The following is a 15,652-nucleotide window of genomic DNA, read 5'->3' on the forward strand; positions in this document are numbered from 1 at the left end:
ATTATGAAATCAAACATACATTTACCAATTAACTGGACAGATGGTGTAAAACTAACTAAAGACCATTTTATCAATAATTATTTCAACTATGTTACAATTGTCAGCGATTACAATAAAGTTCAGCTAAACAATTTTAATTATGGAGCAATCCAGCCAGCAGGCAGTAAATCTATAGATATTGATATTAAAATTGAAGGAGGACAATTAGTTGCCTATCTAAAGAAATGTGAAGTAATTGCCAGAAACGGATATTTAATTTCTTTTAATCAGGAAAGTTATGGTACAAAACTTCCAGAAGCAAGTATTAATGCCAACGACTTAGACCGAAATTCTATAGAGTATTATTATGTTATTGTTTCTATAGATCCATATAGTTTAATTCCGGTTGGTATTCCGGATCCGGAGATAATTCCGTTGCATCATCCACATGCGCTTCCGGAGATCAAATTGCATATTGTCAAGAAAAATGAAGTAAATGATAATTTTTTATTGGGCTACTTTTTGATCGTTAAAAAAATTGCCTTCCAAAACGGGACATTCGCTGATGACGGAAAATATATCGCGCCGGTTGTAAAAACTAAAAATAATGAAGTCTTAAATCAATTCATTTCAAAAGTTAATACCGAATTATATCAGTTAAACGATTTTTCAATAAAAATTCATAAGAAAAATGTACAGAGTTCCAGTAATAACAAATTGGTATCAAACACATTTAGTTTATGTACTAAAATAATTGATTACTATGCAGAACATTGCTTTTATCTTAAGAGTATTGCTCCGGAGGAATCTCCCGTGCATATGTTTGACAGAATAATTGTATTGGCTAATCATCTTATCTCAACATTAACTCTAATGGATGATAAAGAGAAAGAAATGCTTTTACAATATTACTATGAGTGGATTGATGTAAAACCATCAGAACTACTTAATGTATTGTTTGAAGCAAAAAGTACGGTTTATGACCATAACGATATTTTGGAAACACTAGATAAATTAAATCAGTTTCTGGGGATTTTAAAACGCTTATGGCAAAAGTTAAGCGAACTAGAATACATCGGAATTAGAAAAGAAAACATTGTAATTAGTGAAGAAACAAAAGTGTCTGCACCAAAAAGCAGTACCTGGTCAATATTAGATTAAACCTACAACTATGAAACCACTTAATCACGTTAAAATAACAGCCAAAAAGCGCAAGTTTTTTATCATGTTTTTTACAACATTCGCTTTTATTTTCGGCTGTCTTTATATCACACTGATAACAGCAAACAGAGGTGTTGCCGAGCTGGAACAAAAACATAAATACTATAATGATATTGCTGTAAAACAAGGCGAAATGAACTTGTTACTGGACGAAATTTTAATAGAAATCAATGATTTAAGATTTAAAGACAGAACCTTAAACGAGCGTAAAAACCTGCAGTCTTTGATTAATGAGAAAAGATTTGCCATTAATAATGAAATTCAAAAATCAAAAACAAATCTGACTAATTCTTTTGGCTTGTACGAAGAGTTTTTGGTTGAGCTGCAAGGTATACAGACTAAAATTGATGTTTTAAAAGAAGCCGAGACAAATTACGACATCAATAAAACGCAGCTTAAAAAATGTATTGATAAACACGATCTGGAAAACAAAAAATAATAATACCATAATTATGAAGAAAGCAATAGAGTTTGATGAAACATATTGGAAGAAAGTAAAGTTCAATCTATTATTTATCATTTGTGCTTGTGTTATATTTATTGGTGTTACCAAGTTTTTATTAAAAACGCCCAATTTTAATAATACAGATATGCTTAACAGAATCAATGATTATGAAAAGATGCAGAAGACTAAAGTAGATTATGCCAATAAATCCAAGCAGGTTTTCATGACTATTGATACGATAAAGTATGACATCAATCAAGTACAGCGTATAGATGAGGTAAAAAGAAGGATTTCAGAATATAAACAATTGTATAAGGATAACGAATTTCATTCGTCATATAATTTTTGCCTGATTGGCGGAAACTTGTTAAATGTTTTTTTAGAGATAAACCTTGAAGAAAGTACCGTGAGAAAAAACGATACTCTTGTACAAACAAGTCTTAACGAATGTAAAGCAAATTTTAAAAATGAACATTAAAAATAAAACAGTAGCCATCCTTTTGTTCTGCATTGCAGTAATTTTAGTGATAGTGGCATTATTATTTCCTTATAATAAAAGATTAAGCAATCTTGATTTTTCGATATTAGATGATAATGATAATCATCAGTATGAATTAAACGAGAAGTTATCTTTTAAGATAAACGACAGTACTTTAATATCAGATAAAAAAGCGGTTTGGTACTTTGGTAATGGCGATTCACTTGTTAGTAAAGGAAACGTAGAGTATACTTATGAAAGAGCAGGGAAATATTTAGTAACTCTTAAAATTGATAACAAATTCGATTTTTCAAAACAAATTAATATCGTTAATGGCAGGGCGTTGACAGCAAAAGATTCAATTCCGAAGATATTCTGCTCTGAGTTTGGTTATGTTGGAGAAGAAATTGTTTTTACAGGATATTCTCCAAGTTCAAATAATTGGTATTGGGAATTTGGTGAAACCGGAACGATCGATTCTTACGAGAAACAGGCAATTTATGTTTTTACTAAGCCTGGTATTTATACCGTAAAACTGGAAACAGATAAAACAAAATATCCTATAACAAGAGAAATTGAAATTCTACAATTGTATGAACCATTCAAAGAACCAGAAGTTGTAGATTCTGCAGGTATTGTATTGAATGATATAAAAAAGCGATTACAAATTATTGCCAATCTGGGAGCGAGGGACACCAGAATGTATAAAGAGCAGGTTAATTATTTAAAAAATAAATATATCTGTAATGATTTATCTGATGTGGTAGTAGTGGTAAACGAAGAAAAATATAATGATTTTTTAAGCTATTGTCAGGGGCTTCATTATTTAGATGGAAATTCTACTATAATTCAGGAAGTAAAATTAGATACCATTCGATGCTTTAAGCAAATGAATATTACCCAAAAAACTAAAAAACTAAGTAAATAGATGAAAATTAGCATTTTACTTCGATATACCTCTTTGATGTGCTTATTGATTACAAATGGTGTATTTTCTCAGGTTAAAAATAGCACAAGTGTTATTAGAAAAACAGAAAATACAGTAAACACTTATGATAACGAAGAACAAAAAGAAAGCGAAAAATCAGAGCTTAAATTGGTTTTTTCAGATAGAAATGACAATAATATTTACGAAGAACCTTATGGAGCAAGAGTAAAGAATAAAGCAAATATTTTAGCTCCGATGTATGTGATCGATGAGGATAAAAATTATTATGAAGTGGTGGTTGCCGATAAAAAATTGATTGGTAAGCCTAAAGGACCACTTTCTATTTTACGCAGCAAGAAGAATCACTTTTCAAATACAAAAGAAGTGCAGTATCTGGGCTGGATAAAAAAAGAGAATGTTCTGGAATACAGCAGAGCGATGCAAAATCAGGTCAACTTAAAATATGTAAAATATTTTGTTGCTTCAAATACTCTGGATAACCTGTTCTCTAGCAGTAAAAATGTGAAGAAAAGTGGACTTTTATTAAAGAATGATCCCAATTTAGAATCTGTATCGAAAAAGAATATTAAGTTAAATGATTTTGTCTATGTCTATAAAATAAACAAGACAACCAATTCTGCGTTTGTATCAAATTTTGATGATGTTATGCCAAAGGATACCACCAATTTTAAATATGGTTGGGTTCCGTTGCAATATTTGAATCCTATAGAAGATAATTTGGTTGTTAGATTGAATCCTACAGACACATTACGATTTTCTTCGGGTAAAATTAATTTTCGTGCAAATGAATTGTACAAGAATACTTTCTTTGTGAATGAAAATCAGACAAGTGACCCAATCAAATTCGAAAGCGCCAGTAAGATATCGTTGCCTATAAATGTTTGGAATCACGACAAAAATAAAATCACAAATTTAAAAGGTGATGATATTTCGATCAAAACTATTGAACAAATCGCTTTAGAAAGCAAAAACATTAATTTTTATTATGTTTTTGAAAACAACAATGCGACGAAGCAATATTTAAAAAAGACGCTTTCGGCATTGCAAAATCTAAAACTAACGATCAATAGTGAATTGTATGCTAATTATAATTTTACCTATTCGTTTATTGCAAAAGGGAAATCCAAAAGTTATTACCTGATAAAATCACAATCTTTTTCGAAGTGGTTCGATTTAATTGAGAAAAGTATCAAAACGCCTGATGAAATTTTAAAGGAAAATATTGTACCAAACAACAATACAAATATTAGTCAGTTTCTGAGCTCAGAAACTAATTTTGAGAATAACTTTTTTATTCTGACAGGTTTAGAAGGATCCATAAATAATGTCTTACCGGATAGTTTTAGCAATCTGGCAAAAAACAATGCTAAATTACTATACATTATTTTTAGAAACGAAAATGATTCTGAAAATCAGGATTTTATTCTACAAAGTAAAATGTATTTGAGCGAGGCTAGTAATGCTAATAAAAGAAATATTCAGAACTTTTATGTCGATCCGAAGCTGATCGCAAAAAATGATGAGTTTACATATAATGGCGATACAGACAATGACTATATCTACAATGCACCTTTAAAAAGTAACTTTAACGGAGGTATCGTTTTTCCTAAATTAAACAATGAGCTAACACCGGAAAGTATTAATAAAGCGATAGACACTGTTATTAGTAAAACTATAAAAACTAATAATGTATTATTAAAATCGCTGACACAATACAAAAATGAATTTAGCTTTTTAAGAAGCCAGCCAAGTCATACGATTAATAACCTTATTCAAAATTATCCACGAAAAGATAGCGTAAGTACCGAAATACCTAAAAACTATAAAAGCGAAACATTTGTAATAAACGCAAAAGATACGCTTAATAGTACTTTAGAAAATAAGGTACATATTCTGCTTACTGACGGTGAAATCAAACAACTTATTGAAAACTACAGAGAGTTAGTCAGTAAAGAATATACCAACGCAAATATTGATAAAATTGAGATTTTCAATTTTAAAGACAGATGTAAAATGTTTGCCAGTAAAATCAAGCAAACAGAACCTATAAAAAACAGAAGTTCTTTGGCAGATTTGCTTTATTACAAGACTAGAGTATTTGTAAATAGCCCTGAGTTGCACCAAATAAGAATTAAGGACATCAAAAAATACAAGAAAAAAATTGAGGAGTTCAGAACCATTTTTACAACCTTAAATACTAAGGTTGAGGTTCTGGAAAAAATGCAGCGCAATAATACTTTTGAGGTTTTTGATGACGAATCTCAGACGAAATATTATTACATATCAAAGAAACTTCTATTATAAAATAGCGATTATGGAGATTATGAATACAATTGAAATAGCAAAACCTTTGCATGAAATAATTTTAGAGTTATTTTATTTTGAAAGCAAAGGAAAACCATGTGAACTCACAAAAAAAGAAATTTTGTGGAGACTTAAAGACCCGGGTATTACGGAGTATCAAATAGAAGAAGTGCTCAACTGGATGGTGCATCATAAAAAATTGACGGAAAATCTGGGGCTTTATTCCCTGGACCGCTTTGAGCTTATAGATTTAGAAGAAAAATTTAAAAACGAAAGATTGCATAAAGAGAAAAAACAAGAGCCTATTTTTTTTACTAATTACAGCACAATCAACAATATTCACAGTGCGGCAAAACCAAAACCAATAGAGATAATTGTTCAGTATATCTTGCCAACATTTTTACTTTCTTATATTGTTTTTATCTTTTTTTTAGTAAACAAACTAAATAACAGCTTTGAAGTCAATAATGGTAAAATTGAGGATGTAAGTGAGTTAACGCTGAAAGAACCTAAAACCGGAGTTATTAAGAAAAAAGCAGCCTTGTCAGATAAAGAAGTAAAGCGTCTGTTTTCTAATCAGCATCAGAATATTTTGTATTTAAACAAAACAATTGATTCTTTACAAAAACAAGTAAACAAAATAAATGATATTCATACAAATGCGACTTTAGATATTAAAACACAGATAAACTCGTTGCAGCCACAAGTAAACACAATTATCTTACATATCACAATTGTGCTTTTAGGATTTATTTTTTTAATTTTTGCGAAAAATATTATTAATTAAATTAGTTTGTTTAGTTTTTATTTGTATATTCGTACATAACTGATTGCGGGTCCTCTTCCTCTTCATACAAGAAGCAAATCAAAAAAGTACTTTAGTACAAAAAAGAGGTATTCTAAAATCATTATGGAATACCTCTTTTTTTTGTCTATACTAGTCAGACAACATCAAGAGGATTCTAAAAAACATTTTTTAACAACTTAATTATTTTTTATTATGGCATTTAAGTCAATTTTAGAATTCGAAGGAAACGAGTATCAGGTATTATTTTCAAAAGTGGAAATGTTAAGACACACTGATGGTAAAGGAGCCGTTTCATCTGAAATTAAAGGAGGTAGATTAAACCTAAGAGTAAAATCTACTGACAATACAACTGTTATTGAGCAAGCAGTAAACAGTCAGCACAAACCAGTAAGCGGAAAAGTAAAATTTTTCAAAGCTGATTCTGAGCAAGTAATGAAAGAGCTTTCTTTTGAAAATGCTTTCATCGTATTCTTCAGCGAGCAGTTAGACGCTTTAGCAGAAACTCCAATGACTACTGAGATCACTTTCTCTGCAGAAAAAATTACATTGGGTAATGCAACACTAGACAACAATTGGGCAAAAATCTAATTTTTCCTTATTGACAAAACAAGAAGTGGAAATTTTCCACTTCTTGTTTTTTATTTTAGAATTTCTTCAAAAAAACATTGAATAGTATCATTTCTGTTTTAGAACATGATATTTTTTTAGCTTAAAATCGAATTCAGCGTAAAGAACTTTAAGAAGAGAACTTTAGACTATAATCTGTTTAAGTTAAAATTTAAAAAAAAATTAAACTTAAAAGTATAATATATTATGGTGATTCCTAAAATAATCTTTGGTATAGACGGCAAAGAAGTTTCTCATTTTACTAAAATTGATTTAAAGCAAACCATCAATACTCATCACGAGTTTACAATCAGTATTCCACATTCTGCAATAGAAAGACCCAGAGCCTATACAATGGAAAGCGCACAGGAATCTCTTGGCAAAGTGCTTCACATTAGACTAGATGCTCATAATAATTTCTTAGGAATTATAACAAATGTGCGTTACCAACAAGAATTAGGACATGTAGGTAGTCAAATTGTTATTTCAGGTTATTCTAAAACTATTTTATTAGAGGCAGGTCAGAAGCTCAATTCCTGGGAAGATCTTAATTTAAAAGATATGGTGCATGATGTTATACAGACTGCAGCCGGAGAACAACTACAATATGAAATTGATCCCGAATTTACCTCAAAAATAGAATATCAAACCCAATATCTGGAATCTGATTTTAGATATATCCAACGATTAGCGAAACAATATAATGAATGGTTGTTTTATGATGGAGAAAAATTATTTATAGGAAAACCAAAACAACAAAACAATCCTATTAAATTAATCTATAACAAGGATTTATTTAATTTAAGTATCTCTGTAGCGGCAAAACCAAACCAATACAGTGGTTTTACTTATAATGAAAATAGCGATCAGCTCTATCAGGCTAAGACAGGAGACAATATAGTAGAAGGATTACCGAAATTAGGTAAAGATGCCTTTGAAGCTTCAAGAAAATTATACAATACATCTTCGTATGAATTTGGTCAGTTTAGTACTGGAGATGATGTATATTTTGAAACTATTTTAAAAAAGAAACAAGAAAGCGCAGCTGCAGATGGTAATTATATCTTAGCAACAAGTAGTAATCCAAAACTGCGAATAGGCTCTATTATAAATATTGAAGCACAACAGATTTTAGATAAATCTGATGTCTTTAAAAAAGGACTGGATAGTTCAAAAGTACATTATGATTCAAATGAAATTGGATCTTATATTATTACTGAAATCACACATAAAGCCACTGAAATAGGGGAGTACGAAAATAGCTTTAAAGCACTGCCATCTAAAATAAAGAAACTGCCAGAACCAGAAGTGAGCATGCCGGCAGCTCAAGAACAAAGAGCTGTGGTGTTAGCAAATGATGATCCTAGCGGAAATGGAAGGGTTCGTGTAGAATTACTTTGGCAAAAAAAGCAGCAATCCCGTACGCCTTGGTTGTATGTATTAACTCCTAATGCCGGAACCAGCGATGTGGTAAGTAAGAACCGTGGCTGGGTTACGATTCCGGAGGTTGGAGATCATGTAATGGTTAGTTTTCGTTATAATGATCCTAACAGACCATATGTGATAGGAAGTATTTTTAACGGAAAAACAGGAGAAGGCGGAAAACTGGACAATCATATTAAAAGCTTTTTTACGCGCTGCGGTAGCACCATCACTTTTGATGATACGCAGAAAAGTATCTTAATTAAAGACCCATCAGATAATAGTATTTATTTGGATGGTGAGGGAAATATTACCGTAAATGCACCTAAGAATATGACCATAAACGTTGGAGATAATCTTGATATTACAGTTGGTAAAAACATGACTGTAGCCGTAGGAGGTAACAAAAAAACAACTATTGACGGAAACAACGACCTGAAAATTGGAAAAAACAATACTATAGATACAACAGAACTGCATAAACTGATTACGCATATGTATGAGCAAAAAGTATCGGGAGATAAAACGGTAAAGATCAATGGTGATTTAAACAAAGTTACCGCTACAACAACCCACAAGGCCATAGGCGGAGATATTCTGATTAAAAGTTCAGGAATTTCAAAAGTATTAGGTGCTGTTGATGCAAAAGTGAATAAGGGGTAAATAATCTAAAAATAGAAATGAAATTCATACATATTTTGTTCACAGCATTTTGTACAATGCTAGCTTATATAATAGGATTGTTTTTTTTTATGCCAAATAATATGGGTTATGGTGGCTTATTTCTTTTATTAATAACTCCTATAGTATTTGGTATTGCTTTCGCCTGGTCACCTATTTTAAATATTATTGTTTCTTCAACAAAAATATTTAAAAATATTATAGTATACATAGCACTTACAATAATTTTGGAGTATATAACTATTGCTTTTGCAATGCTAACGCTGAGTGCAGATAAACAAGGAGGCTATAATTTGATTGATTTTAAGAATGATGTTTTAGAAATTTTTCTTGATAATACAGTCTTTGCTTTTACAGCACTAATTGCAGTTACATTTGGAGTATGCTTTTTGATAGGTAAACAAAATTAAGCTAAAAATCAATTTGAGATAATACCATTCAGAACATTAAGAGAAATGAAACATAATTTTTTGTACAAAATGAAACATATATTGCTTTTTCTTTTATTATTTATCAGTTCCTTCTCCTTTGGACAAGAAGAAAATATACAAAAGGTAGAAATAGAGAGTGGCACTCTATCAAAAAAATATATCAGTGGAAATCTTGAAAGTTTTACTGTCGAAATGTATACTGTTAATTCTGGGAAGGTATCAACTTTTGTTAAAAAAAGCGATACAATTACCATTAGAAATGGTGAGAAATCAGATGCCGTAATTAAAATTTATTTTAAGAATAAAATGCAAATTCGGGAGCTATCATATAAGAACAAAATTGTAGCATATTCCGAAGCGATAGATTTTGAATTAAATAATTTGCCAATAAATAATACTATTTACAGTTTATTAGTGAATAATAAAATAGAAAGTTCTATTAATAAATTTAGCTATGAAAATCTTGATGAGAATTTTGATGATAGTATGATCAAGCTTTTTAATAGCATGCATTATATATCAGATTTAACAACTATAGATTCTGTTTTCAGTTCTATAGCTGATTTTTTCTCAAATGGAGATGCTCTTTATAAAGTTTATATGGGAAGCTATGCAGAAAAACACATGCCACCCATTACAGCATATTTAAAAACCAATGAAGGAGGAAAGATAGAATCTGGAATTATTTGGAAAAAGAAAGATGATTTAACTGGGAAATATGAGATTTATAGCAAGGAGAAAATAATAAAATCGGAAATTCAGAGTCTAACTGATTTTAAAAAGATATTTCAAAATTATTACGCTAAAAATGCGATGAATAAATAGAAAATGCACATTTTAACTCATTGTAAAATAGGTGATTTAAAATGTTGATTGTTAGTTGATATTTGAGTACGTTACAAACATCAAGGTTCATACGCAAAATTTAAAAAGCATGAAAAAAACAGCCCTTTATTTACTACTCTTTCTGGTAACAAATACTTTAATAAGTTCTTGTCAGGAAAAAAAAGAAACCAATAAACCAATTAATAAACTTAGCAAGCAAGATACTCTTACTGGTATGGAAACAAATTTTAAATGGCAAGAGGGCTTAAGCTGCCCCGAAGGATATCCAATACAGGTTTATAGAGGCTGGCTTGAAGGGCCATTAGTATCAAATGGAGTAAATGAAGAGCCAAACAGTACCACCAGTATATTTGGTTTTGGTACAACCACAGGTATAGGAAATTGGGGCGAAAATTCATCAGGTATGAGTCAGGGCGAAAAGCCTATTCCTCAAAGACTAAACTGTACATGGTATTCTTATGTAGAAGATGTGATGTATCATATAAATACTGAGCTAGATTATCAAAAAATGGTAAAACTATTTAATGAAGGCTTTCAGAGTAGTGTTAGAAAAAGAGGTAAAGTAATGATAACTTATGACACAATTACTGTTGGCTTTGCCCCCGGAGGTATAGTTGTGGTATGGCTGCAAAATGGAGGCAGACAAGTAGAAATTGGTCGTTATCAGGGTAATAAAGCAGTAATTAGCTCTAAAGAAATAGCATCGCTTGATAGTCATGAACGCTTGTTGTTTGACCCTGAAGACAGAGTACGAACTTTAAAAAATCCTAAAATTATAGCCCCGGAGGTTCAGGAAGCCAATAAAAATAAACCTATTCCATTTGGACTTTGGGATAGTTACCGTATAAAATATAATTGGAGACCCACTTTTGAGTTTGTAAGAGAAGGAGAATTGAATGATATTTTATCATTTGATATGTTTAATGGTGAGGCTGAAACATTATTAGATAATGAAATTACAGATAATCTTTATAAGGAAAGAGCTATACCCAGAGGATTATATATTGGATGGCTGGATAAAACAGGACAAGGTTATGCAGGGAATATTTACTTTGATGAGAAAGAAATTTTTGAGGCTTTTAAGGAGCTAAACAAAAAAAATCCAGAAGCAAAAATAGACTTAGAGGTTAGAATAAATCCAGGTAGCGAATACTTGGGCATAACACTTAAAAACGGAATTACTACTAAGCCATTAAAAAACAATAAACTTGAAGTTTTTGAATCACGTTCATTAACAAAAAAGTATAAAAAAGAATAGTTGTTATGGGGAAAACATTTGTATACAATACAGGAGCAAGTAAAGACGATATAAAAAAAGATGAACTGCATCTTACTTTTGGAATATTTATAGACGGTACCCTTAATAATAAGGACAATACTGATATGCGTAATAAACATAGTCGTGGTGTTGATAAAAACGGTAAGGTTGATTACTCTAAAGGGAATTCTGAATTGGAATCGGAAGATTCTAAAGCATATAAAAAAATAAAGAACAAAGGTCGAATAGAAGAACTTCTCTCAAAGAAAGACAAAACACCAGCAGAACAAGTTGAGTTTAAAGCTATTCCTGAAAGAGATAAATATCTTGTAGCATCGTACAGAGTGCCTCTAAATGAGTTTGGTCTGGACAGAATGGGAACAGATAATAGTTACAGTAATGACTATACAAATGTAGCACGTATGTGGCAATGCTGTGAACAAAAAGAATATGCGATTTATGTACCAGGTATGGGAACAGATTATTTAACACGTGACAGTCAGGATGGTTTTGCTTTTGGATCTGGGCAGACAGGTATACGTGCCAGAGTTCGTAATGCTTGTGAACAAATTGCAGATAAAATAGCTAAAAAGATGGAAAAAGGGAATGAGAACACTGTTCTAACCCAAATCACACTCGATGTTTTTGGTTTTAGTCGTGGTGCAGCTACTGCGAGAAATCTGGTTTATGAAGTAAATCTGGATGAAGCATATAAAAAAGCCGTGCAAAAAGAAATTCCTTGCGGAGTAGAATATCAGGAATCTCCATATTCAGAAACAGGAAGAGTACGTATTCAGAAGATGCGTACTGCCTTTGTAGATGCTGATAATTACGAAATCGACAACAGTTATTTAATTCAGGATCAATTGCCTAAAATGGGACATTTGGGATATAGTCTGCTAAAAAAAACCAGACTTGAATTTGATGATTTAAAAGATGTAGAAATAATAGTAAGATTTGTAGGTGTTTATGATACGGTTTCGTCTTACTTTGAGCAAAACAATGTTCGGGATCATTATGATGATTATGGGAATCTGAAAGATGAGGGAGGAAAACTAATTAAAGAAGCCTGGTCTACACATTTTAATGATGATATTGCAGAACTGCATCTTAATAATTTATACTGCCAAAAAGTAGTTCATTTTACTGCCAAAGATGAACATCGCCAAAATTTTGCACTCACAAGAATCAAGCAAATACCGGGTAAATATATAGAGAAAAATTTTCCAGGAGTGCATTGTGATATTGGAGGAGCTTATATGACCGAGAAAGAGGTTATAGATGAAATAGGAACCCAGATGAAAGATCGTAACTACGTTTCTGTTCTTCCCGAAACTATTTCTTATGATCGAATGGGATTAGACGCTCTGCGAGGAGATTTGATAAGACAATATTGGTATCACGAAGAACAAATCGAAATCAATATTCAGTGGAGTTTTCCTCCTTATAGTAAACTTACAGGAATACGCGGTAAAAAAATAGAGGGAACAGATGATCAGTATGAAGGGGTAAAAAAAGAGTACAGTTATATCCCACTTCATTTTATGGAAGAGTATGCCAGAAGTACTGAAATGGATAAGAATTTTAAAGAAAAAACAAGTGAAAAATTCCCATTGGATGATTTTTTAACAGATGTAGAAAGCTACCTGACGCCTTATGCGATGGATGAAACTAATAAGGTAAAAGAATGGGATTTTATCTGTGATGAAGAAATTGAAAAGAAAAGGCTTGAAAAAATAGAAAAACAGAAATTACAAACTGAATTAGATAATATAGAACGAAAACTAAAAGATCATACTTACGAATACGAAGGATTAAAAAAAGTAACCGACAACTTAAGAGTAGATCAATATAAACCTAATTTAGATTTTGGTACGCTTAAAATACCACAAGAAATTGATAAAGAAGTAGCTGTTGCAGAAGAGCCCGAAATGAGAACTATAGATTTACCCGGAGTTACTGTTGTAGGCTACAATTCTCAGACCATGTTGAGGAAATTAAGAAACGAGTACTTGCATTGGTCTTCAACAAGAGATTGGTTTGGTATGCAGCCTAATGAAGGCAGAAAAAGAAAAATACATTAAAGCATGAATTATTTAGATTACGAGATTAATTTACCTGAGCTTGATAAAATAAATGAATTTGTATTTGAAACCGTAACAACAGATTTTTCAAATCCCAAAAAGATAAAAAAAATACGTTTTATAAGACAGATTAGCATTACAAGATATAAGCAAAACGGGAATGACATGTTGTTTCAGATATTTCTAAATAATATTGAAACAACAAGTAATCTATCTGTAGAGAATATTATTTTTCTAAAAAGAGCGGCAGCTGTTTTTGATGAAGTAGAACTTGAAATAAACGATTTTGGTAAAATAATCAAAATAGTAAACTTTGAGATATTGGGTAAACGTTGGGAAGTTATTCGTACCACGCTTTCCATAGATAATGTAGGCTCTGCTGCAGAATCATATATGCAGGATATAAGTAATATAATAAAAGAGGAGCAAAAATTAATTTCCTTTTTTTCTGATTATAGAATGTTTGGGTTATATTTTTCAAGCTTATACAAAAAATCTTATCCTGTTGAGCGAAAAAAAAGAACAATAGATTGCGGCAACACTTTGATGACAGAGTGTTTTTACCCAAAAGATGAAAAATTCGATACCTATCTTATAACAGGAATACCCGCCGAGAATAATGATGCCATAAAATATGAGGGAAGTATCGAATATCGAAACAACCAAATAGAATTGGCAACATTAGAAGTAGAAAAAGAAAAATCGACCATTTTGTACAACATTAATAAAACAATCATTTAATGGCAAAACCAGATAATACTTTAAAACGAAAAGCACGCGAAGAAAAAGAAGCAGCTGAGGATGGTTTAAAACTTGTTATTGATGGAGCCAAACTTAAATGCGATATGTGTACAGTGCCTGCAGGTGATTTAAAGGTAAATTACGATACTCCAAGTACACAAGATAAACGAACCGCTACAGTAGTTGAGAAAGACAAAAAAAGTCTGATTTTTAAAGGAAATTGCAAAAAGAGCCCTCAAAGTTCTAGTCCATGCGCTTCGGTAATAAAACTTGCTGACTGGAAAAATCCCGGTACAGTATATTTTCAGGACGAACTTGCCATACTCTTAAGAAGTACCATAAAATGTGAATACGGAGGCGTTGATATTAAAATCACTGATTGTGGGCAACGAAATGAAATTACAAATCTTGATACTACGGGAGCGCCTGTGCCAAATGCGGAAATTGTAAATGTGAACGGTTATTTCTACAACACAGATGGTACTTTTGAAGGAAAGGTTAACGAAGCTGAAAATTTAGGAAACAATACAGACGTTTATACTTGTACAGGTAAGTCTACACAAAAAGATAAAGATGGAAAAGATATTACAACTTACAATGATATAAAATTATTGAAAGAAAATGATGAAAATATAACGCACTCAAATTTTTGCTATATAGCCTACGTTGTAAAAATGGAAGCTGGTGAGAATGATTTGAAAGAATTAAAGTGTATTGCTTACACTAGTTTTAATCGTTCTAAAAAATTAAAAATAAAATGGAAACAACTATTGGCAACAGCTTACTCATCTGTAGGAGATAAAAAAGAATTGAAAGAAACAAAAAATGATGAAAAATCTAAATTGACTAGACAGTCACTTTTTTATATATTAAATGGAGAAGATGATTTAACTAAAGGGGCAGAATTTTGGGATGGTACAGATTTTCTTGCATGGGGTAATTCGGAAAGAAATCCGTATAATAAACTTGGGCAAAATAAATTTGATGAATATAAGTTTATTGAAATTCCAAAAGATGTATACGACGCATTTTTAGCAGCAAATGGTTCGTCTACAAAATATGGAGATAAGGGTAATCATGATAAAAAAAATGATGAAGGTACACATGAACATATTACAAAAAAGGAAAAGAGAAAAGTATTAGGTACTGATAAAAAACCGTTACTAGGAAAAGATGGTAAACCAATATTCGAAGAGGTAGATGTTCCTTCTAAAATTAAGTATGAAATACCGGCAAGCGATTTTAAAAATCAAGATTATTGGAAATCTGGAAACTTTTATTATGAAACAGGTGTTAATGAAACTTATGGAATTTCAGGTACTATAAGTGCTGGGAAAAGTATCTTTTGGAAAAAGACGAAAACAAGACTAACAAGTGAAATTGCCGCAAAAAAATGATT

At 31.2% G+C, this 15,652-nt stretch carries 14 protein-coding genes; all 14 read left to right on the forward strand.

Translation table 11 applies throughout. The features are described 5' to 3' along the window. Positions 1-3 precede the first annotated feature (3 nt). The 14 genes from KHA98_RS06735 to KHA98_RS06800 all read left to right on the forward strand — a co-directional run bounded on the left by KHA98_RS06735 (position 4) and on the right by KHA98_RS06800 (position 15,650). Entirely contained in the window at positions 4-1,140 is a 1,137-nt protein-coding gene (locus KHA98_RS06735; RefSeq protein ID WP_213256552.1) for a hypothetical protein, read from the forward strand. A gap of 10 nt (positions 1,141-1,150) precedes the next feature. Beyond that, positions 1,151-1,639, forward strand: coding sequence for a hypothetical protein (locus KHA98_RS06740; protein ID WP_213256555.1), 489 nt, complete (start codon positions 1,151-1,153; stop codon positions 1,637-1,639). A gap of 13 nt (positions 1,640-1,652) precedes the next feature. Next, positions 1,653-2,123 carry a type VI secretion system TssO gene (gene tssO, locus KHA98_RS06745; protein ID WP_213256557.1) on the forward strand — a complete coding sequence of 157 codons (471 nt, stop codon included), beginning with the start codon at positions 1,653-1,655 and terminating at the stop codon, positions 2,121-2,123. Continuing rightward, positions 2,113-3,051: a PKD domain-containing protein gene (locus KHA98_RS06750; protein ID WP_213256559.1), complete on the forward strand. Its 939-nt coding sequence runs from the start codon at positions 2,113-2,115 to the stop codon at positions 3,049-3,051. Before tssO ends, KHA98_RS06750 begins: the two co-directional genes overlap by 11 nt. After that, positions 3,052-5,376: a type VI secretion system protein TssR domain-containing protein gene (gene tssR, locus KHA98_RS06755; protein ID WP_213256561.1), complete on the forward strand. Its 2,325-nt coding sequence runs from the start codon at positions 3,052-3,054 to the stop codon at positions 5,374-5,376. Positions 5,377-5,386: 10 nt separating this feature from the next. Then, complete coding sequence (locus KHA98_RS06760; RefSeq protein WP_213256563.1) at positions 5,387-6,163, forward strand: DUF5457 domain-containing protein; 777 nt, start codon at positions 5,387-5,389, stop codon at positions 6,161-6,163. 213 nt (positions 6,164-6,376) lie between these two features. Continuing rightward, the gene (gene tssD / locus KHA98_RS06765) at positions 6,377-6,772 is read left to right on the forward strand and encodes a type VI secretion system tube protein TssD (RefSeq protein WP_068841293.1); all 396 of its coding nucleotides are present in this window, start codon (positions 6,377-6,379) and stop codon (positions 6,770-6,772) included. Positions 6,773-6,997: 225 nt separating this feature from the next. Then, a complete protein-coding gene (locus tag KHA98_RS06770; RefSeq protein ID WP_213256565.1) occupies positions 6,998-8,875 on the forward strand; it encodes a type VI secretion system Vgr family protein in 1,878 nt (625 codons plus the stop codon). 17 nt (positions 8,876-8,892) lie between these two features. Continuing rightward, positions 8,893-9,303 carry a hypothetical protein gene (locus tag KHA98_RS06775; protein ID WP_213256567.1) on the forward strand — a complete coding sequence of 137 codons (411 nt, stop codon included), beginning with the start codon at positions 8,893-8,895 and terminating at the stop codon, positions 9,301-9,303. Between the two features lie 69 nt (positions 9,304-9,372). Continuing rightward, positions 9,373-10,149 carry a hypothetical protein gene (locus KHA98_RS06780; RefSeq protein ID WP_213256569.1) on the forward strand — a complete coding sequence of 259 codons (777 nt, stop codon included), beginning with the start codon at positions 9,373-9,375 and terminating at the stop codon, positions 10,147-10,149. A gap of 109 nt (positions 10,150-10,258) precedes the next feature. Beyond that, positions 10,259-11,428, forward strand: coding sequence for a DUF2931 family protein (locus KHA98_RS06785; protein ID WP_213256571.1), 1,170 nt, complete (start codon positions 10,259-10,261; stop codon positions 11,426-11,428). A gap of 5 nt (positions 11,429-11,433) precedes the next feature. Then, complete coding sequence (locus tag KHA98_RS06790; RefSeq protein WP_213256573.1) at positions 11,434-13,512, forward strand: phospholipase effector Tle1 domain-containing protein; 2,079 nt, start codon at positions 11,434-11,436, stop codon at positions 13,510-13,512. A 3-nt stretch (positions 13,513-13,515) separates the two neighbouring features. After that, the gene (locus KHA98_RS06795) at positions 13,516-14,253 is read left to right on the forward strand and encodes a hypothetical protein (protein ID WP_213256575.1); all 738 of its coding nucleotides are present in this window, start codon (positions 13,516-13,518) and stop codon (positions 14,251-14,253) included. Next, positions 14,253-15,650 carry a PAAR-like protein gene (locus tag KHA98_RS06800; protein WP_213256576.1) on the forward strand — a complete coding sequence of 466 codons (1,398 nt, stop codon included), beginning with the start codon at positions 14,253-14,255 and terminating at the stop codon, positions 15,648-15,650. The genes KHA98_RS06795 and KHA98_RS06800 overlap by 1 nt, the downstream gene beginning before the upstream one ends. Positions 15,651-15,652: the final 2 nt, after the last annotated feature.

It is taken from the genome of Flavobacterium branchiicola (assembly GCF_018383905.1).
GTDB lineage: Bacteria > Bacteroidota > Bacteroidia > Flavobacteriales > Flavobacteriaceae > Flavobacterium > Flavobacterium branchiicola.